General features: G+C 70.7%; 19 protein-coding genes. 13 read left to right on the top strand and 6 right to left on the bottom strand.

The window, feature by feature from the left end; translation table 11 throughout:
• Positions 1 to 5: 5 nt before the first annotated feature.
• Together MFF01_RS16105 and opgC are read left to right on the top strand one after the other, a co-directional pair.
• Positions 6 to 1,223, top strand: a complete 1,218-nt coding sequence (locus MFF01_RS16105) for an SMP-30/gluconolactonase/LRE family protein (protein WP_238227012.1) — start codon at positions 6 to 8, stop codon at positions 1,221 to 1,223.
• Between the two features lie 130 nt (positions 1,224 to 1,353).
• Positions 1,354 to 2,535 (top strand): OpgC domain-containing protein, encoded by a 1,182-nt coding sequence (gene opgC / locus MFF01_RS16110; protein ID WP_238227013.1) that lies wholly within the window; start codon positions 1,354 to 1,356, stop codon positions 2,533 to 2,535.
• Here opgC and MFF01_RS16115 read toward each other — a convergent pair.
• The 3 genes from MFF01_RS16115 to ccmA all read right to left on the bottom strand — a co-directional run bounded on the left by MFF01_RS16115 (position 2,525) and on the right by ccmA (position 4,819).
• The gene (locus MFF01_RS16115) at positions 2,525 to 3,382 is read right to left on the bottom strand and encodes an SDR family oxidoreductase (RefSeq protein WP_238227014.1); all 858 of its coding nucleotides are present in this window, start codon (positions 3,380 to 3,382) and stop codon (positions 2,525 to 2,527) included. The genes opgC and MFF01_RS16115 overlap by 11 nt on opposite strands.
• A gap of 106 nt (positions 3,383 to 3,488) precedes the next feature.
• Positions 3,489 to 4,154 (bottom strand): heme exporter protein CcmB, encoded by a 666-nt coding sequence (ccmB, locus tag MFF01_RS16120; RefSeq protein WP_238227015.1) that lies wholly within the window; start codon positions 4,152 to 4,154, stop codon positions 3,489 to 3,491.
• Positions 4,154 to 4,819: a heme ABC exporter ATP-binding protein CcmA gene (gene ccmA, locus MFF01_RS16125; RefSeq protein ID WP_238227016.1), complete on the bottom strand. Its 666-nt coding sequence runs from the start codon at positions 4,817 to 4,819 to the stop codon at positions 4,154 to 4,156. The genes ccmB and ccmA overlap by 1 nt, the downstream gene beginning before the upstream one ends.
• Positions 4,820 to 5,123: 304 nt before the next feature.
• Between ccmA and acnA the strand changes: the two genes are divergently transcribed.
• Positions 5,124 to 7,823 carry an aconitate hydratase AcnA gene (acnA, locus tag MFF01_RS16130; RefSeq protein ID WP_238227017.1) on the top strand — a complete coding sequence of 900 codons (2,700 nt, stop codon included), beginning with the start codon at positions 5,124 to 5,126 and terminating at the stop codon, positions 7,821 to 7,823.
• Between the two features lie 112 nt (positions 7,824 to 7,935).
• Complete coding sequence (locus tag MFF01_RS16135) at positions 7,936 to 8,709, top strand: class I SAM-dependent methyltransferase (protein WP_238227018.1); 774 nt, start codon at positions 7,936 to 7,938, stop codon at positions 8,707 to 8,709.
• A gap of 54 nt (positions 8,710 to 8,763) precedes the next feature.
• Here MFF01_RS16135 and MFF01_RS16140 read toward each other — a convergent pair whose 3' ends face one another.
• Entirely contained in the window at positions 8,764 to 9,897 is a 1,134-nt protein-coding gene (locus tag MFF01_RS16140; RefSeq protein WP_373319784.1) for an AI-2E family transporter, read from the bottom strand.
• A gap of 339 nt (positions 9,898 to 10,236) precedes the next feature.
• Between MFF01_RS16140 and MFF01_RS16145 the strand changes: the two genes are divergently transcribed.
• The 8 genes from MFF01_RS16145 to MFF01_RS16185 all read left to right on the top strand — a co-directional run bounded on the left by MFF01_RS16145 (position 10,237) and on the right by MFF01_RS16185 (position 17,530).
• Complete coding sequence (locus MFF01_RS16145; protein WP_091971072.1) at positions 10,237 to 10,539, top strand: acyl carrier protein; 303 nt, start codon at positions 10,237 to 10,239, stop codon at positions 10,537 to 10,539.
• A 19-nt stretch (positions 10,540 to 10,558) separates the two neighbouring features.
• A complete protein-coding gene (locus MFF01_RS16150) occupies positions 10,559 to 11,044 on the top strand; it encodes a 3-hydroxyacyl-ACP dehydratase FabZ family protein (RefSeq protein ID WP_238227021.1) in 486 nt (161 codons plus the stop codon).
• Entirely contained in the window at positions 11,041 to 12,171 is a 1,131-nt protein-coding gene (locus MFF01_RS16155) for a beta-ketoacyl-ACP synthase (RefSeq protein WP_238227023.1), read from the top strand. The genes MFF01_RS16150 and MFF01_RS16155 overlap by 4 nt, the downstream gene beginning before the upstream one ends.
• 121 nt (positions 12,172 to 12,292) lie before the next feature.
• Complete coding sequence (locus MFF01_RS16160) at positions 12,293 to 13,576, top strand: beta-ketoacyl-ACP synthase (RefSeq protein ID WP_238227024.1); 1,284 nt, start codon at positions 12,293 to 12,295, stop codon at positions 13,574 to 13,576.
• The gene (locus MFF01_RS16165; protein WP_238227025.1) at positions 13,573 to 14,331 is read left to right on the top strand and encodes an SDR family NAD(P)-dependent oxidoreductase; all 759 of its coding nucleotides are present in this window, start codon (positions 13,573 to 13,575) and stop codon (positions 14,329 to 14,331) included. The genes MFF01_RS16160 and MFF01_RS16165 overlap by 4 nt, the downstream gene beginning before the upstream one ends.
• 8 nt (positions 14,332 to 14,339) lie before the next feature.
• Positions 14,340 to 14,612, top strand: a complete 273-nt coding sequence (locus MFF01_RS16170; protein ID WP_238227026.1) for an SH3 domain-containing protein — start codon at positions 14,340 to 14,342, stop codon at positions 14,610 to 14,612.
• A 132-nt stretch (positions 14,613 to 14,744) separates the two neighbouring features.
• Positions 14,745 to 15,917 (top strand): transglycosylase SLT domain-containing protein, encoded by a 1,173-nt coding sequence (locus MFF01_RS16175; RefSeq protein WP_238227027.1) that lies wholly within the window; start codon positions 14,745 to 14,747, stop codon positions 15,915 to 15,917.
• Positions 15,914 to 17,530, top strand: coding sequence for a DUF2336 domain-containing protein (locus MFF01_RS16185; protein WP_283207200.1), 1,617 nt, complete (start codon positions 15,914 to 15,916; stop codon positions 17,528 to 17,530). The genes MFF01_RS16175 and MFF01_RS16185 overlap by 4 nt, the downstream gene beginning before the upstream one ends.
• 42 nt (positions 17,531 to 17,572) lie before the next feature.
• On the opposite strand, the gene MFF01_RS16190 is transcribed toward MFF01_RS16185, so the two are convergent.
• The gene (locus MFF01_RS16190; RefSeq protein WP_238227028.1) at positions 17,573 to 18,343 is read right to left on the bottom strand and encodes an NAD kinase; all 771 of its coding nucleotides are present in this window, start codon (positions 18,341 to 18,343) and stop codon (positions 17,573 to 17,575) included.
• 103 nt (positions 18,344 to 18,446) lie between these two features.
• Between MFF01_RS16190 and cutA the strand changes: the two genes are divergently transcribed.
• Positions 18,447 to 18,788, top strand: coding sequence for a divalent-cation tolerance protein CutA (gene cutA, locus MFF01_RS16195; protein ID WP_238227029.1), 342 nt, complete (start codon positions 18,447 to 18,449; stop codon positions 18,786 to 18,788).
• On the opposite strand, the gene MFF01_RS16200 is transcribed toward cutA, so the two are convergent.
• On the bottom strand, positions 18,767 to 19,894 hold the full coding sequence (locus MFF01_RS16200; protein WP_373319785.1) for a glycosyltransferase family 2 protein: 1,128 nt from the start codon (positions 19,892 to 19,894) through the stop codon (positions 18,767 to 18,769). The two genes, cutA and MFF01_RS16200, sit on opposite strands and share 22 nt — an antisense overlap.
• Between the last annotated feature and the right edge of the window lie 96 nt (positions 19,895 to 19,990).

Raw genomic sequence — 19,990 nt, forward strand, 5'->3', positions numbered from 1 at the left:
CCATCATGCCCCTCGCGCGACGCGACCTCCTCACCGCCGGCCTCGGCGGTGCCGCCGGCCTCGCCGGAGCCGCCACCCTGTCCGCCGCACAACCGAGCGCCGCTGCGGGTTCCGAAACGGCCGCGGCGCCCGGGGCGGGGGCCGGCGTGACCACGGACCGGACGCCCGGCGGCCTCGAACTCGCCTTCGTCGCCGATGCGCCGTCGACGCCCACCGGTCTCGCCATCGCGCGGGGCGGGCGCGCCTTCATCATGATGCCGCGCTTCGACGCCAAGGTGCCCTACACCCTCGGGGAGGTTCTGCCCGGCGGCGCGGTGAAGCCCTATCCCGACCTCGAGTCCAATCAGCCCGATCCGGCCCAGGCGCAGGCGCGATTCTTCCATGTCCCCAATGGGGTGTTCGACCGGGACGACACCCTGTGGCTCCTCGATGCCGGCCTGCCGGACGGGTCCGGCCCGCCGGTGAAGGGCGGCGCGAAGCTCGTGCAGATGGACATCGCCCGCAACCGTATCCTGCGGGTGGTTCCCCTTGAATCCGGGATCGGCCCGACCTCGTCCCTGAACGACCTGCGCATCGACATCCGCGACGGCTACGCCCGCGCCTACATCACCGACCAGGGCCAGGACGGGGAGGGGGCGATCCTCGCCGTCGATCTCGCCACGGGGCGGGTGGCGCGGCGCCTCCACGGCCATGCCAGCACGAAGTCACAAAAGGGCGTCCTGAAACTCGTCGAGGGCCGGGCCGTGGTGCAGCGGAAGGGGAACGCGCCGCCCCGCCCGGTCCAGGGCGGTGCCAACGGCATCGCCCTGAGCCCCGACGGACGGCGCTTGTACTATGCCCCCCTCATGGGCCGTCACCTCTATGCCGTCGACACCCAGGCCCTCCTCGATCCTCAGACGTCCGATGCGGGCGTCGCGGCCGGCGTCGCGGATCTCGGCGAGAAGGGGCTCACCGGCGGCCTCACCACAGATTCGAAGGACCGGGTCTACCTCGCCCTGCAGGAATTCAACGCGGTGGGCCGGCGCAACCCGGACGGCAGCGTCGAGATCCTCGCCTCTGACCCACGCCTGATCTGGGCCGACACGTTCTGGATCACCCCCGATCGGTGGCTCCACATCTCGTCGGCCCAGGTCAACCGGCGCCCGGAATACAACGACGGCACGGATCGGCAGCAGCCGCCCTACGCGATCCTGAAGATGCGGATCGACGCCGACCCGGCGTAGGACTCACGATCCGACGGCCGGTCCCCACGCGTTCATTCAATCAAAAGGTGATTTCTCGGAACGAAACAACCGCACCTTAACCCGGCGGGTTCATACGAGAGCGGGGACGCCGAGTCTCCCGGACGTCCCGATGCCTTCACGCCGCACAACCATCGACACGATACGGGGCCTTTGCCTCGTCAACATCTTCGTTGGTCATCTTCAACTGGGGGAGCTTCACGCAGCGTCGCCGTCGCGACTGGGGTTCTCCGACAGCGCCGACATTTTCGTCCTGTTGAGCGGAATCTCCACCGCCCTGGCCTTCGGAAGACGAGCGTCCGGGCCGTTCCCAAAGCTGCTGCTCAGTCTCTGGCGCCGCGCCGCACGCATCTTCGCCTTCAACATCGGCATCGTTGTCGCGACGCTGCTCATCTTCATCACGGTGATCGCCCTGCGGGGGTCGGAACAGGGCTACGCCGATCACCTGCGGCTCTTGCGGGAACCGGGGCTGGAAACCCTGCTCTGGCACGCGGTGACCCTGCGCCAGTCTGTGGGCCACTCGACCATCCTACGCCTGTACGTCGCACTGATGCTGATGGCGCCGGTCTGGCTCCGGTTGGCGGTGTGGCGCTGGTGGGCCCCCCTCGCAAGCGCCGGCCTCCTGTGGATTGCCGGGGGGCATTTCCATCTCGTGATTCTCAACTCCCTGACGGGCGAGCCCTTCCTCCTGGGCATCGTGCCCTGGACGCTGCTATTCTGCATCGGCATCACTATCGGGATGGCCATGCAACGGGGCGTGCAGGTTCCGGTGACCCCGCTCCTCGTGATCCCCGCCGTTGCCGTACTGCTCGGGTACCTCGTCCTCGTCGTCGTCGTGGCTCCCTCCTGGCCGCCGGCCCAGGCGTGGATCGCGAGCCGCAACGAGCATTTCTGGATCGGCGCCAGCAAGATCTATCAGTCGCCCCTGCGGCTTCTGCACATGTTGTCCCTGACCTACCTCGTGATGGCTCTGCCGAAGGCACCCCTGATCCGCCTGCTTCACGCGGCCCGGGCCGACCAGTTCCTGCCGCGCCTCGGCCGGTCGTCCCTGCCGGTCTTCGCCGTCGGCGCGGTCGGCGCCGTCCTGGCGGATGAGGTTCTCGACCTCGTTCGCGACGAGACCGGCGCGGCATGGCTGCCGGCGTTCGTCGTAGAGGTCACCGCCATCGCCGCCTACCTGTGGCTCGCCGACCTGATCAGCCGACGCCGTCCGGTGCCCTCCGCCATGCGGGATCCGGGGCGGCTGCACCTGGGCAGCCGCCTTTCGACGAACGAGCCGGCGCTCAGATCGTGACCATGCCGCCCGTCACGGCGATCATCGCGCCGCTCATGTAGCTGCCCTCGTCGGAGGCCAGGAGCACGTAGGCGCCCGCGAGCTCCGCCGGCTGGCCGGGCCGGCCGAGCGGCGTCTGCGAACCGAAGGTCTTCACCTGTTCGGTGTACATCGTGGACGGGATGAGCGGGGTCCAGATCGGCCCCGGCAGCACCGCGTTGGCTCGGATGCCGCGCGAGCCCAGGATTCGGGCAAGGTTCGTGGTCATGTTGGCGATGGCCGCCTTGGTGGACGAATAGGCGAGCTGCTGCTCCACCGGGGTCTTGGCGTTCACCGACGCGGTGTTGATGATCGACGCCCCCGCCTTCAGGTGCGGCGAGGCCGCTTTCAGGATGTAGAACATCGCGTGGACGTTGACGGCGTAGTGCCGGTCCCAGTCGGCGATCTCGATGTCGTCGAGGCTGTCGGCGAGCTTCTGGAACGCCGCGTTGTTCACCACGATATCGAGCTGCCCCAACTCCGAGACCGTCTTCTCGACGAGGCTCGCGCAGTGGCGGTGGTCGGCGATGTCGCCCGGCAGCAGCACGACGCGGCGGCCCGCCTTCTCGACCCAGGCGGCGGTGTCCTTCGCGTCGTCGTGCTCGTCGAGGTAGCTCAGGGCGATGTCGGCCCCTTCGCGGGCATACGCGATGGCGACCGCCCGGCCGATGCCGCTGTCGCCGCCGGTGATAAGCGCGACCTTGCCGTTAAGCTTGCCCGAGCCGCGATACGTCTCCTCGCCGTGATCGGGCTTCGGACTCATGTCGCGGGACTCGCCCGGATAGGGGATGGGCGGCTGCGGAAAGGGGGGCTTGGGGTAATCGATCATGCTGGCTCCATCGGGCAGCCTCCCTTTGGAGGCCTTCGACGGGACAAGCGCCGGGCGTCGGGCCGAGTTCGCGGGACGGAAGGTCACACCGGAGCGGGGGTCCCCGTCACTCGCTCCACCGGAGCGCGGCGGCGGCGGCGAGGGTCCCGACCACGCCCGCGATGAGGCTGAGGGCGGCGAGGATGGCAAGCGGCGTCGTGAACGGAACCGTGCCGCCGAGCGCCGCCTCGCTCGCCGAGACGCCGAAGATCAGGGTCGGGATCATCAGCGGCAGCACGAGCACGGCGAGGATCAGGCCGCCGCGCCGGATCGAGGCGGTGAGGGCCGAGCCCACGGCGCCGATGAAGGTGAGGGCCGGGGTGCCGACGAGGAGGGTCAGGCTCGTGGCGCCCATGGCAGTGCCGTCGAGGGCGACCAGCAGGCCGAACAGCGGCGCGGCCAGCGCCAGGGGCAGGCCGGTGGTGAGCCAATGCGCCAGCACCTTGGCGAGCACGACGAGCTCCATGGGCACGGGCGCCCCCGTCATGAGGTCGAGGGACCCGTCCTCCTCGTCGGCCTGGAACAACCGGTCGAGGCCGATGAGCGTGGCGAGCACGGCCGCCAACCACAGGATCGCGGGGCCGATCCGCGACAGGAGGTTGAGGTCGGGTCCGAGGGCGAACGGCACCACGGCGACGATCATGAGGAAGAACACGAGGGACAGCGCCCCCGAGCCGCCGACCCGCGCGGCGAGGGCGAGGTCGCGAGCCACGAGGGCCTTGAGGGCGCGCATCACCACCACACGTCTCCCACCACGGCATCCTGCGAGGACGCGTCTCGGGAAACCGGCGCCTCGGGCCCGGTCGGCTCGATGCGCAACTCGCGCGCGCCATCGAGGCCCAGCGCCTGGTGGGTCGCCGCGATGACGAGGCCGCCCGTCGCCCGGTGGCGGGCCATCATGCCGGCGAGCACGCCCTGCGAAGCGACGTCGAGGGCCGCCGTCGGTTCGTCGAGGAGCCAGAGGGGCCGCCGGCAGACGAGGAGGCGGGCGAGCGCCACCCGCCGCCGCTGGCCGGCCGAAAGAAAGGCCACGGGCAGCTTGAGGGCGTGGCCGAGGCCGAGTTCCTCCAGGGCCGCGCGCGGACTCGCGGTCGGCGCGCCCAGCAGGTCGCGGGCGAAGGCGAGGTTCTCTTCCGCCGTGAGCGGACTCTTCAGGCCGTCACGATGGCCGACCACGTGCAGGCATTCGGGCAGGGTCGCCTCGCCGACATCATGCGCCGTCAGCGTTCCGGCCTCGGGCTTCAGCCGTCCCGCGAGCACGGCGAGGAGGGTCGATTTGCCGGCCCCGTTGCGCCCCGTCACCATCAGGGCCTCGCCCGCCTCCAGGGCGAACGACACCCCCGAGAAGATGCGGCGGCCGGAGCGGCGCACGGCGAGGTCTTGAGCGGTCAGCCGCACGGCAGGCCTTGCTGGAGTTGAGGGCTCGTCCGCATATCCCGCGCGGGCGGCCGCGTCCACGCGACACGACACTCACACGCCGGTGTCACACCCACCCGTAGCGGCCAGTTTCGAAGTGTTCTATACCGGGCTCAGGCTGCGCCGCGCGAGTCTCAGGGCGTCCAAATCGCCCTTCGCGCAACAACCTGTCCGGGCACCCCCGGAGCGGCGCGCGCTCACAAGCGCACCCAGCCGAGCACAGCTTTCGTGGCGCAGGTTATGCCTGCGCGTGTTCGACCAACCGCTCGCGAGGATCATCAACGCCGTGGCATCGCTCGACAGCTTCCAATCCCGCCAGACCCTCACCGTCGGCGACAAATCCTACACCTACTACTCGATTCCCCACGCCGAGAAGGCGGGCTTGGCCAGCGCCACCGCCCTGCCGTTCTCCATGAAGGTGATCCTCGAGAACCTTCTGCGGTTCGAGGACGACCGCTCGGTGAAGAAGGCCGACATCTCCGCCACCGTCGCGTGGCTGGGCAACCTCGGCAAGACCGAGACCGAGATCGCCTTCCGGCCCTCCCGCGTGCTGATGCAGGATTTCACGGGCGTGCCGGCCGTGGTTGATCTCGCGGCCATGCGTGATGCGATGGTCGCCCTCGGCGGCGACCCCCAGAAGATCAACCCCCTGGTGCCCGTCGACCTCGTCATCGACCACTCGGTGATCGTCGACGAGTTCGGCACCCCGAAGGCTCTGGCCGACAACGTGGCCCTGGAATACTCGCGCAACGGCGAGCGCTACACCTTCCTCAAGTGGGGCCAGACCGCGTTCGACAATTTCTCCGTCGTTCCCCCCGGCACCGGCATCTGCCACCAGGTCAACCTCGAGTACCTGTCGCAGACCGTGTGGACGAAGACCGAGGACGGCACCGAGGTCGCCTATCCCGACAGCCTCGTCGGCACCGATTCGCACACCACCATGGTCAACGGGCTCGCCGTGCTCGGCTGGGGTGTGGGCGGCATCGAGGCGGAAGCCGCCATGCTCGGCCAGCCCCTCTCCATGCTGATTCCGGAAGTCGTCGGCTTCAAGCTGTCGGGCAAGCTGCCCGAGGGCACCACGGCCACCGATCTGGTGCTGACGGTCACGCAGATGCTCAGGAAGAAGGGCGTCGTCGGCAAGTTCGTGGAATTCTACGGCCCCGGCCTCGACGACATGGCGGTGGCCGACCGCGCCACCATCTCCAACATGGCTCCGGAATACGGCGCCACCTGCGGCTTCTTCCCCATCGACCGCAAAACCATCGACTTCCTCAAGGTGACGAGCCGTACGGACGAGCGCATCGCCCTGGTGGAAGCCTACGCCAAAGCGCAGGGCATGTGGCGCGACGCCGACACACCCGACCCGGTGTTCACCGACACCCTCGAACTGGACATGGGCGATGTGCGCCCGTCGCTCGCCGGCCCCAAGCGCCCGCAGGACCGGGTGCTGCTCGACGCCGCCAAGCCCGGCTTCGCCGGCTCGATGGAGACCGAGTTTAAGCGCGCGGCCGACATCGCCAAGCGCTATCCCGTGGAGGGCGCGAACTTCGACATCGGCCACGGCGACGTGGTGATCGCGGCGATCACGAGCTGCACCAACACCTCGAACCCGAGCGTAATGATCGGCGCCGGACTGCTGGCCCGCAACGCCGTCGCCAAGGGCCTGCGCTCGAAGCCCTGGGTGAAGACGTCGCTGGCCCCCGGCTCCCAGGTGGTGGCCGAGTACCTCGCCAGCGCCGGCCTGCAGCAGCCCCTCGATGCCCTCGGCTTCAACCTCGTGGGCTTCGGCTGCACCACCTGCATCGGCAATTCCGGCCCGCTGCCAGCGGCGATCTCGAAGGCCATCAACGACAACGACGTCGTGGCGGCGGCCGTGCTCTCGGGCAACCGCAACTTCGAGGGCCGCGTGAACCCGGACGTGCGGGCGAACTACCTCGCCTCGCCGCCCCTCGTCGTTGCCTACGCGCTGGCCGGCTCCATGCAGGTCGATCTCGCCACGGAGCCCCTCGGCACGGGTTCCGACGGCCAGCCCGTCTATCTCAAGGACATCTGGCCCTCGACGGCGGAGGTGGCGGAGTTCATCGAGGCCAACATCACCTCGGCCCTGTTCAAGTCCCGCTACGCCGACGTCTTCGGCGGCGACGATTACTGGAAGGCCGTCGAGGTGACGGAAGCCGAGACCTTCAAGTGGGACTCGACCTCCACCTACGTGCAGAACCCGCCCTATTTCGAGGGCATGACCAAGACCCCGGCGCCCGTCGAGGACGTGGTCGATGCCCGCATCCTCGGCCTGTTCCAGGATTCGATCACCACCGACCACATCTCACCCGCCGGCAACATCCGGGCGAATTCGCCGGCCGGGGCCTACCTGCAGGAGCATCAGGTCCGGGTGCAGGACTTCAACCAGTACGGCACCCGCCGTGGCAACCATGAAGTCATGATGCGCGGCACGTTTGCCAACATCCGCATCAAGAACCAGATGGTGCGCGACGAATCCGGCAACGTGGTCGAGGGCGGCTGGACCCTGTTCCAGCCGTCGGGCGAGCGGATGTTCATCTACGACGCCGCACAGAAGTATGCCGAACAGGGCACGCCGCTCGTAGTCTTCGCCGGCAAGGAATACGGCACCGGTTCGTCGCGCGACTGGGCGGCCAAGGGCACGAAGCTGCTCGGCGTGCGCGCCGTGGTGGCCGAGAGCTTCGAGCGCATTCACCGCTCGAACCTCGTGGGCATGGGCATCGTTCCCCTGGTGTTCCAGGGCGACACGAGCTGGGCCTCCCTCGGCCTCAAGGGCGACGAGACCGTGACGATCCTCGGGCTGTCGGGCGATCTGAAGCCCCGCCAGACCCTGACGGCGCAGATCACCTCGGCCGACGGCACCAAGCGGGACGTGCCGCTCACCTGCCGGATCGATACACTCGACGAGCTCGAATACTACCGCAACGGCGGCATCCTGCCCTACGTGCTGCGTTCGCTCGCGGCGTAAGACGCGACGACGGCGCGGCGGAAGGCCCGGTCTGAAAGGACCGGGCCTTTTCCGTGCGTCGATCCTCGGGCATCGTCCCGGCGTCTGTTCAATCGGGATGGTGAAACGTCGGATGACGGAACGCGACGACGCCGGGGAAGAGCTTGTCCATCTCCCGGACAATCACCACGGCCTGCACTACATGGCGTTCATGGCGCATGTCAGCCGTGTCCGGGACAGCAAGCGCTATCTGGAGATCGGCGTCAGCCAGGGGCACCTCCTGTCGCAGATCCATACGGAGGTCGCCATCGCGGTCGATCCGGCGCTGCAGATCAGCTTCAATGTCTGCGAGAACAAGACGATCGTTACGTTCGTGCAGGTGCCGAGCGATACGTTTTTCGCGGAGTACAATTATGCGGCCCTGGCGAAGGGCAAGCCGGATCTGATCTTCCTCGATGGAATGCACACCTTCGAATACCTCCTGCGCGATTTCTACAACGCCGAAGCGATCTCGACGAACCGAACGCTGATCGTCCTGCACGATTGCATGCCGCTCAACGCCGAAATGGCGGAGCGAAATGCAAAGACGTCGGCGGAGATCGGGAAGCACTCGCGCTTCCCCTATCACTGGACGGGGGACGTCTGGAAAATCATCCCTATCCTACAGGCGTACCGCCCCGACCTGCGTGTGGTCTACGTCGATTGCCCGCCAACCGGCTTGGTGTGCGTGACCAATCTGGATCCGTCCTCGCGCGTGCTCGAGGACGGCTATTTTCAGATCGTGGACGCGTTCAGGGCGCGGGACAACGATCTGCGCGCCATCGACGCCATGTATGGGACGATCACCATCACCCCCTCGTCGCGCATCACGAACGACAGCGACCTGACGCTGTATTTCAAGGGCTGACGGACCGGTCCACCACGCCGCTCCCTTCCTCGCTGGAGCGGCGCGGGGCCGGACTTACGCGGCCTTCGTCTCCCCGCCCGTGAACTCCCGCCACAGCAGGATCAGCGCCGCCATCACGGCCGGTCCGAGGAACAAGCCCAGTAGCCCGAACGTCTCCACCCCGCCCAGAATCCCGAGCAGCACCCACAGGAACGGCAGCTGCGTCGTGCCGCCGATGAGGGCGGGGCGGACGAAGTGGTCGGCCACGAAGGTGACGACGAAGCCCGCCACCACCACGACCACGGCCGGCACCACGGAGCCTGCGGCGAGAAGCACCAGGGCGGCGGCGCCGAACACCAGGGGTGCCCCGAACGGGATCATGGCCGCCACGGCGGTGAGCGCGCCCAGCAGCACCGGATGCGGCACGCCGGCGAAGAAATAGACGATCCCCAGCAGCACGCCCTCGCCGAGGCCGACGAGGACGAGGCCGTCGACGGTGCCGTGGACGGAGGCCACCATCTGGCGGGCCACCCGCTCGCCACGCGGGCCGAACAGGCGAACGATCGCCGTGAGCACCTGATCGGCCACGGCCTTGCCGTCCCGGAACAGGAAGAACAGGGCGACGAGGCTGAAGCCGAACAGCACGACGCGCCGGACGATCTGCGCCCCGAGGCTGCGCGACAGGCCGATGGCGGTGGAATTGTCGAGGTGGTGCAGAAGGTCGGCGCCCGCCCGGGGGTGGCTGAGGTTGGCGGCCCACCACGCGCTCGCCTGCGCACCGAAGGGAACGTGCGAAAGAACCTCCGGCACGGGCAGACCCGTCTCCTCGGCGGTGCGGGCCAGGGCCATGACGTCGTGGGCCTCGCGGGCCGCCTGGATGCCGAGCACCAGCAGGGGGAGGATGAACACCAGGGCGACCGCGAGGGTGAACAGGATCGGCAGCACGAGGTTGTGCCGGCCCGGCGGCCAGCGCCGTTCGGCCCGGGCGTAGAGGGGCCCGAGGGCGATGGCGAGGATCACCGCCCAGGCGAGCGCCGGCAGGAGCGGGTGCAGCACCCAGAGCCCGAGGGCGGCGAGCGCCAGCACCAGGAGCACGCGGGCGGCCCCCTGCGCCCGTGGCGTCAGGGCACCGGGCGGCGGGGCATCGATGGCGCGCGGGAGCGGCGGCGAAGGGGCCGGAGACGAAGGGGGCGGGGCCGAAGGGGGCAGGGCCATGACGGTTGAAGCCTCGCGGGAGGATGCGGCGGCCAGCACGACCGACACCGGACGATCATCCGTCCGGGTCCTGCATCTAGGCTCCGGCAGGCGTGTGCGGAATGCCCCCGCCCTCACGATCCGGGGGGCACGGGGATGAGCCGCACGGTTGCCCGGCCTACCCCCCTCGTGTAAGGGACCGCCTTCATCTTTCGACGACGGCGCGGCGCGTCGTCCGGCAGGGCATGCTGCGCGACCGGGGGCGCCGGGCACCATGGACCGCCCTCGAGGTCCGCCCACCACCCGCGCGGGCCGCGCGGGCGGCGGGATATCCAGCAAACACGGCGAGAACGCATGTCCGACCTGACCCAGACCGCCACCTTCGACCGCGTCGCGGACATCATTGCCGACACCGCCGACATCCCGCGTGACACCATCACGCCGGAGAGCCACGCCATCGACGACCTCGGTATCGATTCGCTCGCCTTCCTCGACATCGCCTTCGCGGTGGACAAGGCCTTCGGGATCAAGCTGCCCCTCGAGCGCTGGACCCAGGAAGTCAACGAAGGCAAGGTCCCGGCCGAAGAGTACTTCGTCCTGAAGAACCTCTGCGCCCGCATCGATGCCCTCGTGGCCGAGAAGGCCGCCAAAGCCTGACGGCGGTCGGACGTACGCCATGCGGCTCGAATATTTCGAGATGATCGACACGGTGACGGCCCTTGACCGGGCGGCCGGCCGCCTCGAAGCCCTGGCCCGGGTGCCCCTGGAGAGCCCGGTCTTCGAGGGACATTTCCCCGGCCATCCCCTGGTGCCGGGCGTGCTCCTCACGGAGACCATGGCCCAGGCTTCTGGCTACCTCATCCTCGCCCATCTCGATTTTCGAATGATGCCGTTCCTCATGGGAGTGGACAAGGCGCGGTTCCGCGCCTTCGTCGGTCCCGGCGCGGAGCTCGCCATCGAGGCGACCCTGGAGCATGACGGCTCGGGCTACGCCGTGACGAAGGCGGCGATCCGCCACGACGGCAAGCCACTGTGCAACGCCGAGCTGCGCTTTCGCACCATGCCGTTCCCCGAGGGCCTCGACGCGCCCATGCACGAGCGGGCGCGGCGGATCGGCCTCCTCGATCTCGCGGGGATCGCGACGCAGGTAGAGCCCGCATGACCGGCGTCGTCGTCACCGGCCTCGGCCTCGTCTCCTGCGCGGGGGAGGGCATCCAGGCACATCTCGACGCCCTCGGCGCCGGTGCGCCGGCCCGTACCGACACGGAGCGCTTCGCGCCCTACACGGTCCACCCCGTGGCGCCCCTGGCGCTCGACGGGCAGATCCCGAAGAAATCAGACCAGCGGCAGATGGAGCCGTGGCAGCGGCTCGGCGTCTACGCCGCCGGCCTCGCCCTCGACGCGGCCGGCCTGAAGAACGACGCCGCCCTCAAGGGCGCCATGCACCTCGTCGTCGCCTGCGGCGGCGGCGAGCGCGATACGGAGGTGGACGGCGCGATCCTGACGGGCCTGCGCGACGCCGCCGATCCGGGCGCCTACCTCAACGAGCGTCTGCTCAACGACCTGCGCCCGACGCTGTTCCTCGCCCAGCTCTCGAACCTGCTCGCCGGCAACATCGCCATCGTCCACGGGGTGACCGGGGCCTCCCGCACCTTCATGGGCGAGGAGGCCGCCGGAACCGACGCCCTGCGCATCGCTCAGGCCCGCATCGCCTCGGGGCAGGTGGACTGCATGCTGGTGGGCGGCTCCTACAGCGCCGAGCGCCCGGACGTCATGGTGGTCCACGAGATGGGCGGATACCTGCGCGCCAAGCCGTTCCGGCCGGTGTTCTCCCGGGACGCCGAGGGCGAGGCCGGGTTCATCCTCGGCAGCGGCGCGGCCTTCCTCGTCCTCGAATCGGCCGAGCACGCCCGCGCGCGCGGCGCCACGGCGCTGGCCCGCCTCATGCCCGTCGGGAGCGACCGCACCCGGCGCGAGCCCGGCGCCACCGCCGCCAGCCTCGAAGCCTTGTGGCGCGCCTCCGGACTGGCGGCGCCGGACCGGGTGATCTCGGCCGCCACGGGCCTCGCCGGGATCACGGCGGAGGAGGGCGCGGTGCTCGCCCGCCTCGCTCCCGGCGTGCCCGTGACGGCGCTGGGTGACGTCATCGGCCACACCCTCGAAGTGACCGCGCCCTTCGGCGCGGCCCTCGCGGCCGGCCTCGTGACGCAGGGCCGCGCCCGCGAGGTCGCGGTCACCACCGTCGGCCACCGCCGCGGCGAGGGCGTGATCCGCATCTGCGCGGCCTGATGGAGGCACCGCCGTAGGGGGAAGCGGGCAGCATCATCCCACGACATCTGCGACGACGACCGGCTACGGGTCGGTGTCCCGGCCCTGCCTCACGAACCGTAGAACGGTGTAGAACGGCACGATGACGAACACAGCCTCCCGCGATATCAAGGACCGGCCCCTCGTGGCGGTCACCGGCCTCGGCATCGTGACCTCCCTCGGACAGGGCCAGGCCGACAACTGGGCGGCGCTCACGGCCGGGCGCTCTGGCATCCACGCCATCCGACGCTTTCCCACGGAAGGCCTGCGCACGCGCATCGCCGGCACCGTCGATTTCCTCGACACCGACCCGCTGGTGGCCCCGCTCCTGTCGCAGCGCTTCGCCGAGATCGCCGCCGAGGAAGCCATCGCCCAGGCGCGCATCGGCACCCATGGCCGCTTTCCCGGCGCCCTGTTCATCGCCGTCCCCCCCGTCGAGATGGAATGGCCCCAGCGTCAGGCCATGGCCGAGGCTTCGGGACAGAACGGGCCGATCACCTACACGGACCTCCAGCGCGCCGCCGCCAGCCGCCGGTTCGACGCGTGGCACGACCTCTTCATCTTCGGCAGCGTGGCCGACGCCATCTCCGACCGGTTCGGAACGCAGGGCTCGCCGATCTCCCTCTCCACCGCCTGCTCGTCGGGGGCCACCGCGATCCAGCTCGGCGTCGAGGCGATCCGCCGGGGCGAGATGGAGGCGGCGCTCTGCATCGGCACCGACGGTTCGGTGAACCCCGAATCCCTCATCCGCTTCTCCCTGCTTTCGGCCCTCTCGACCCAGAACGATCCGCCGGAGGCCGCCTCGAAGCCGTTCTCGAAGAACCGCGACGGCTTCGTCATGGGCGAGGGTGCCGGCGCCCTGGTGCTGGAGAATGCCGAATCGGCGCGGGCACGCGGGGCTACCATCCTGGGCTACGTGCTCGGCTGCGGCGAGAAGGGCGACGGCTTCCACCGCACCCGCTCCAGTCCGGACGGCGCGCCCGGCATCGCGGCGATCCGTGCGGCCCTCGACGATGCCGGGGCGATCCCCGACGCCATCGACACGATCAACGCCCACGGCACCTCGACGCCGGAGAACGACAAGATGGAGGCCATGGGCTGCGCCGCCGTGTTCGGAGACCGCATCGGCCGCCTGCCGATCTCCTCCAATAAGTCGATGATCGGCCATACGCTCACGGCGGCTGGCGCCATCGAGGCGGTGGTCTCGCTCCTCACCATCGCGCATGGGCGCATCCCGCCGACCATCAACTACGCGGTGCCGGACCCGGCCATCCCCCTAGACGTGGTCGCCACCGCCCGCGACGCGCGGGTCTCCCGCGTGCTCTCGAATTCGTTCGGCTTCGGTGGGCAGAACACCTGCCTCGTGCTCGGGGACGAGCCCGCATGACCGCCCCCACCCGCGTCCTCGTCACCGGCGGTGCCTCGGGCCTCGGCCGGGCCATCGTGCGGAGCCTCGCCGCCGCCGGCCACGACGTCGCTTTCACCTACCGCTCCTCGGGAGAAGCCGCGGAAGCCCTGGTGGCGGAACTGGCCGCCGCCTGCCCCGAGCGCAGCGTCACCGCCCACGCCCTCGATCTCGCCGACCGTGCGGCCCTCGACGCGTTTTGCGAGACCGTCGAGGCCGAGAGTTTCCACGGCTTCGTTCACAATGCAGGCCAATCCTCCGACGCGCTCGCGGCGATGCTCGACCAGGATCGGGCCGAAGCGGCCATGCAGGTGAACTTCTGGTCCCTGACGCGACTGGCCAAATCCCTGGTGCGGGGCATGATCCGGGCGCGCGCCGGGCGCATCGTCGCCATCGGCTCGGTCGCGGCGCTGCGGGCCAACCCCGGCAACGCCGCCTATGCGGCGAGCAAGGGCGCCCTCATCGCCTATTGCCGGACGCTCGCCATGGAATCGGCCAAGCGGGGCGTCACCGTGAACGTCATCGCGCCGGGCTTCATCGACACGGACATGATGGCTCCCTACGCCGCCCACCGAGCCGGCATGGAGCGTCAGATCCCTGCCGGGCGCTTCGCCAAGCCGGAGGAGGTGGCGGCGCTGGCCACCTTCCTCATGGGAGAGGGCGGGGCCTATATCACCGGTGCCGTCCTGCCGGTGGATGGCGGGCTGACGGCGATGATGGGCGTCCACCGGTCCTGAGACCTGCCATGCGCTTCGCCCTGTTCGTCCTCGCAACCCTTGCGTCGGCCCCGGCCCTGGCCGTCGAAGCCTATCGCGTCGGCGGCCTGCCCCCGGGCGAGGCCTTGACTATCCGCGAGGCGCCGGATGCCGCGGCGCCTTCCCTCGGTCAGGTTCCGGTGGGCGTACGCCTGCGCGGCTTCGGCTGCACCAGCGACACCCCGAGCGGGCTGACCTGGTGCCGGGTCAAGGGCGGCCGGCTCCTCGGCTGGGCCAGGCGGCGCTACCTCGCCCCGGATTGACCCACGGCGGACGGATCCGCCCTTCAACATTTGTTTACCATACCTGCGCAAAGTCCGACCCGTAGGCCGGTCTGTTCACCGTCTTACGCGTGGCCCCGCCATCATGGCGCGGCGCCTTCAGCCGGACGGCGCATGTACCTGTTCACCACGCCCCCCGCCACCAACCGTGACACCGAGGCCGCCCGCGAGACGGCCAGCCGTGCCCCCGCGAGTGCGAATGCCGGCGTCATCGACGCGATCCGCAACGGCGCGCAGAGTTCGGGCGCCGGGTTCGACTACCTCCTCGCCACGGCCCAGCGTGAATCCGCCCTCAACCCCTCCGCGAAGGCCGGGACCTCCTCGGCCACGGGCCTGTTCCAGTTCATCGAGCAGACCTGGCTCGGCACCATGAAGAACGCCGGGCCCAAACTCGGCCTGCAGACCTATGCCGACGCCATCACGACCCGCCCGGACGGCACCTACACGGTGGCGGACCCGGACGCGCGGCAGACCATCCTCGACCTTCGCCGCGACCCCCGCACCGCCGCGACGCTCGCCGGAGCCCTGACCCAACGCAACGGCGAGGCCCTGACGGCGGCCCTCGGTCGCGAGCCCACGGGGGGCGACCTCTACGCCGCCCATGTGTTGGGCGCGCGGGGCGCCGCCGCCCTCATCGCCACCGCGCAGGCGAGCCCGGCCCGGGCCGCCGCCCTCGACATGCCGGAAGCGGCCGCCGCCAACCGCAACCTGTTCTACGACAGAAGCGGGCGGGCCCGGGGCGCGGCCGAACTCTACGCCCTCCTGTCCACGTCCCACGCGGCGACGCCGCCCGCGACGGCCGTCGCCACCAGCCTGCCCGAGGTTCCCACCGCCTACGCCGCCCTCGACGGGAGCTTGCGCTCCCTGTTCCAGACCGACAAGCGCCAGGGTGCCGTCTCCGAGGGGGTGGCCAAGCTGTGGCAGGTGCGCAGTTCCGTAGATAACAGCCGCCCCGCGCCGACCTATTTCCCGCGTTCGGACAGCACGGCCGAGGCCGCCCCGGCGGTTCAAGCCACCGCGGCGGTGCAGGGCACCGCGGCGGTGCAGGGCACCGCATCGGCGCAGATCGCCACGTCTCCCACGGACGGGCCGGTCCTGGTCCCGCCCACCGGCGTCGCCCTCGTCGGCGCCCCCCTGCCACCGCGCCGGCCGGCCGAATTCAACACCATGGCGGTGCAGAGCACCGCGGCGGCACAAGTCACCACGGCGGTACAGGGTGCCGCACCGGCACCCAGAGCCGGCGCCCCCCTCAATCTTTCCCTCTACACCGTCCGGAGCGGCCTATGACGATCCGCCAGTTCCTCGCCCTGACGCAGCACGCCTCGGCGGCGCGACGGGCGGAGGGGGCCAAGGCCCTGGTCCGGGCCTTCCTGAGCGGACACCTCACCCCGGACACGGCCGGGCAGGCGCGGGCGACCATCCTCGCCCTGCTCGACGATCCGGCGCCCCAGGTACGCCGGGCCCTGGCGGAAGCCTCCGCCGCGAGCCCGGCGGCGCCCCGCGCCCTCGTGGTGGCCCTGGCCGGCGACCATGCCGACATCGCCGCCCTCGTCCTGAAACACTCCCCCGTCCTCTCGGATGCCGACCTCGTCGACGGCATCGCCATCGGCTGCGAGACCACCCGGCAAGCCATCGCCGAGCGGCGGACGCTGTCCTACGCGGTGGCGGGCGCCATGGCCGAGATCGCGGGACCCCGCGCCCTCACGGCCCTCGCCGCCAACCACGGCGCCACCATCACCGTCGGCAGCCTCCTGCGCCTTCTCGAGCGGCACGGAGACGACGCTCCCCTGCGCGACGCCCTGCTGGCGCGGGCCGATCTTCCCCTCGAAGTCCGTCAAGCCTGCAGCGACCGGGTGGCCGAGGCCATGGCGCACCTCGCCGTCGAATCGGGCTGGCTCACCCCCGCCCGGGGCGAGCGGGCCGGTCGGGAGGCCCGCGAACGGGCGACCCTGTCCCTCAGCGTCGGGGCGCCGCCCCCGGACGTCGCCCGCCTCGTCGGTTACCTTCGGCGGAACGGCCAGCTCACCGCCGGCCTGATCCTGCGGGCGATCCTGTCGGGCCACATGCCGTTCGCCGAGATCGCCCTGGCCGATCTCGCCAATCTGCCCCCGGCCCGGGTCGCCGGCCTCATGCACGAGGGGGGCGGCGCCGCCTATGCCGCCCTCCACCGCCGGGCGGGGCTCCCGGCGGCGCTCCTGCCGGCCTTCGGCGGCGCCCTCTCGGCTTGGCGCGAAGCCGGCCGCGGCGAGAGCACCGCGCACGGCGCCGTCCTGTCGTGCCTGATGATCGAGCGGGCCATCACCGCCTGCGAGACCATGCCGTTCGCCGATGCCCAGGGCGTCATGGCCCTGCTCACCCGCTTCGAGGCGGAGGCCGCCCGCGACGCGGCCCGCGAGCAAACTCGGACGCCATCCGAGCATCCATTCCTGGCGCCTCCGGCGACGATCGACTTCCCCGAGGCGACGCCCGTGCCCCTCAAGCCGACGCCCCAACCGTCCCAAGAGGCTCATGCGTCGATCCTCGACGCCGAATGGCGCGAGGCCCGGGAGGGCGTGCACAGTGCGACCTCCGTCAGGCGGACCCTCGACGAGGCCGCCGCGATCACCGGCCTGCGCCCGCCCGCACCGATGCGTCAGGTGACCGCTCCCGTGGCCAAGACCGCGACGGGCGCCCTCGTGGAGACCGGCCGGACCGACCCCGTCGGGCTCATCTTCGACGCGCTGCCCCACGCGATGCTGGCGAAGTTCCAGGCGGAGCGCGAGGCGCGGGCGGTGGCGGACGTGCGAGCGGACGCGAACGAAGCCCGCACGGAGACCGTTGCGAAAGAGCCGGAGACGATCCCCAGCGACCTCGTAGCGAGCTACCGCGCGGATCGGCCCCGGGTCCACCTCGCCGCGTGAGGCCCGGCGGCCCGGGGGCGCAAGCGGCCCGCCGAGAGGCGCTCAGCCGAACTGTTCGCGCAGGATGCGCTCGTCGAGGCTGTGGCCGGGATCGTGCAGGAGCACGAGATTCGTGGCGTGGTCGAGCCAGGTCTCCACGGTGGCGACCCGGCGGAACTCCGTGTGGTCGGCCACGGCCGCCACGGGCCGGTGCTCGGCGTCGAGCACCTCGATGAAGATGCGGGCGTGATCGGGCAGGAGCGCCCCGTGCCAGCGGCGCGGACGGAAGGACGAGATCGGCGTCAGGGCCAGGAGGCGGGCGTTGAGCGGCAGGATCGGCCCGCCCACCGACAGGTTGTAGGCGGTGGAGCCGGCGGGCGTCGCGGCCAGCACCCCGTCGGCGATGAGTTCGGGCAGGCGGACATGGCCGTCGACGGAGATCCGCAGCTTGGCGGTCTGGTGGGTCTGGCGCAGCATGTAGACTTCGTTGAGGGCCCGCGCCCGGTGGCGACGCCCCTCCGTGTCCACAGCTTCCATGAGCAGGGGATGGAGGCGACTGCGCTTCGTATGCTCGAGGCGCTCGAGCAGCCCCTCCTCGCGGTACTCGTTCATGAGGAAGCCGACGGTGCCACGGTTCATGCCGTAGATCGGCGTGCCCGCATCCATGAAGCGGTGGAGCGCCTGGAGCATAAGGCCGTCGCCGCCGAGCGCCACCACCACGTCCGCCTCCTCGGGCGGCACGTGGTCGTAGCGCCGCATCAGGGCGTCGGCGGCCTGGCGCGCATCGTCCGTCGGGCTCGCGATGAACGCGATCGAGTTGAAACGCCGCGACATGATCCCTCGTCCGCCCTGTTGACCCGGCCGCGATCCGTGTCCCACCCCGGAGCCGGGTGCGCGCGCATGGGCGCCACCGGTCCGCAATTCGGAGACCCATAGCATGGAGCGTCCACTTCTCGTCTACACAACCTTCCCGGATGCCGATGTCGCCCTGGTCGTCGGCGAGGCCCTGGTGCGCCTGCGGCTGGCCGCCTGCGTCAACGTGCTGCCGGGCATGCGCTCGGTCTATGCCTGGAAGGGCGCGGTGGAACGGGCCGACGAGGTGGTGGCCCTGATCAAGAGCCGCGAGTCCCTGGCCGAGCCCCTCGCGGCCGCCCTGAAGGCGCGCCATCCCTACGAGACGCCGATCGTCCTGCACCTGCCGGTGGCGGGAGCCGACCCGGACACGGCGGCATGGATCGCCGCGGAAACCGGCGGGGATCAGGCCCCGTTCAGCGGATAACTCCGGCCCTTCCACACGGCGGCGCCGGCGGTCTTGCGGCGCAGAAGCACGTTCCACTGGATCGCCAGGGCGACGGCGACGGTGAGGGGATGGAGGGGAATCGTGCTCCACGGCTCGCGCATGGCGCGGGTGATGGCCGCCCGCGCGCCAAGGGAGAGCAGCATCGCGGCCCCCGCGATTCCAGCCGCGAGGGGGTCGACGCCGCCGAGCCCGGCCCCGATCAGCAACAAAGCCGGCAGGATGTGGCCGCCGAACAGCAGCGCGGTCCAGACCGGCAGGGCGCGGGGCGTCGCCATGCCCTCGTGGGCGTTCTTCGAGAAGCCGGCCCAGGCCTCCGCCCAGCTCCGGTACATCCGGCAGGTGGCGAGCGGGTGGCCCGCCACGAGGTCGGTGCGGTGGCCCGCCTGGCGGAAGGTGCGCGCCAGGAGCACGCCGTCGTGGAGGAAACCCCGAATCGCGCCGTGGCCGCCGGTCGCCGCGTAGACCGCGCGGTCGACGAGGACGAGCTGGCCGCAGGCCGCCCCCAGCGACGGGCGGAGCGATGCGCGCATCATCGGGATGGGCAGATAGCCGACGAGGAGGAAGCCGATCATCGGCACGGTGAGGCGCTCGCCGAGCGTCTCCATGCACTGGCGCGGCACGGCGCTGACGAGGGCGGAGCCCGTGGCGACGGCATGAGCGGCCAGCGCCGCGGCTCCTTCCGGCGCCAGGGTCACGTCGGCGTCGACAAACAGGAGGTGCGGCCCCCGCGCCGCCGCCGCGATCACGGAACAGGCGTGGTTCTTCCCCGTCCAGCCCTCGGGCAGGGGCGGGATCGCTAGGAGTCGCACGCGCGGGTCGGTGGCGGCGAGGGCCCGCACCAGGGCGGCGGTGGCGTCGGTGGAGTGGTCGTCGCCCACCAGCACTTCGACGGCGACGTCCGTGCTCGCCAGGGCCGCCCGAACGGTGCCCTCGATGGCGGCGGCCTCGTCGCGGGCAGGGATCAGGATCGAGACGTCCGGAGTGGTTGTCGCATTCAGGAGCCCGGACGGATCGGTGCCGAGCGCGACGGGCTCCCTCTCCTGAAAGGAGAGGGTTGGGGTGAGGTGTGTTGGCTTTTCGGAGATGTCACCCACCTCACCCTGCCCCTCTCCTTCTAGGAGAGGGGACCCGCGCTCCCCACGGACAGTCGGCGCCCGCAGGGCCAAAAGGTTCACTGCGGC

The organism is Methylobacterium adhaesivum (genome assembly GCF_022179065.1).
Classification (GTDB): domain Bacteria; phylum Pseudomonadota; class Alphaproteobacteria; order Rhizobiales; family Beijerinckiaceae; genus Methylobacterium; species Methylobacterium adhaesivum.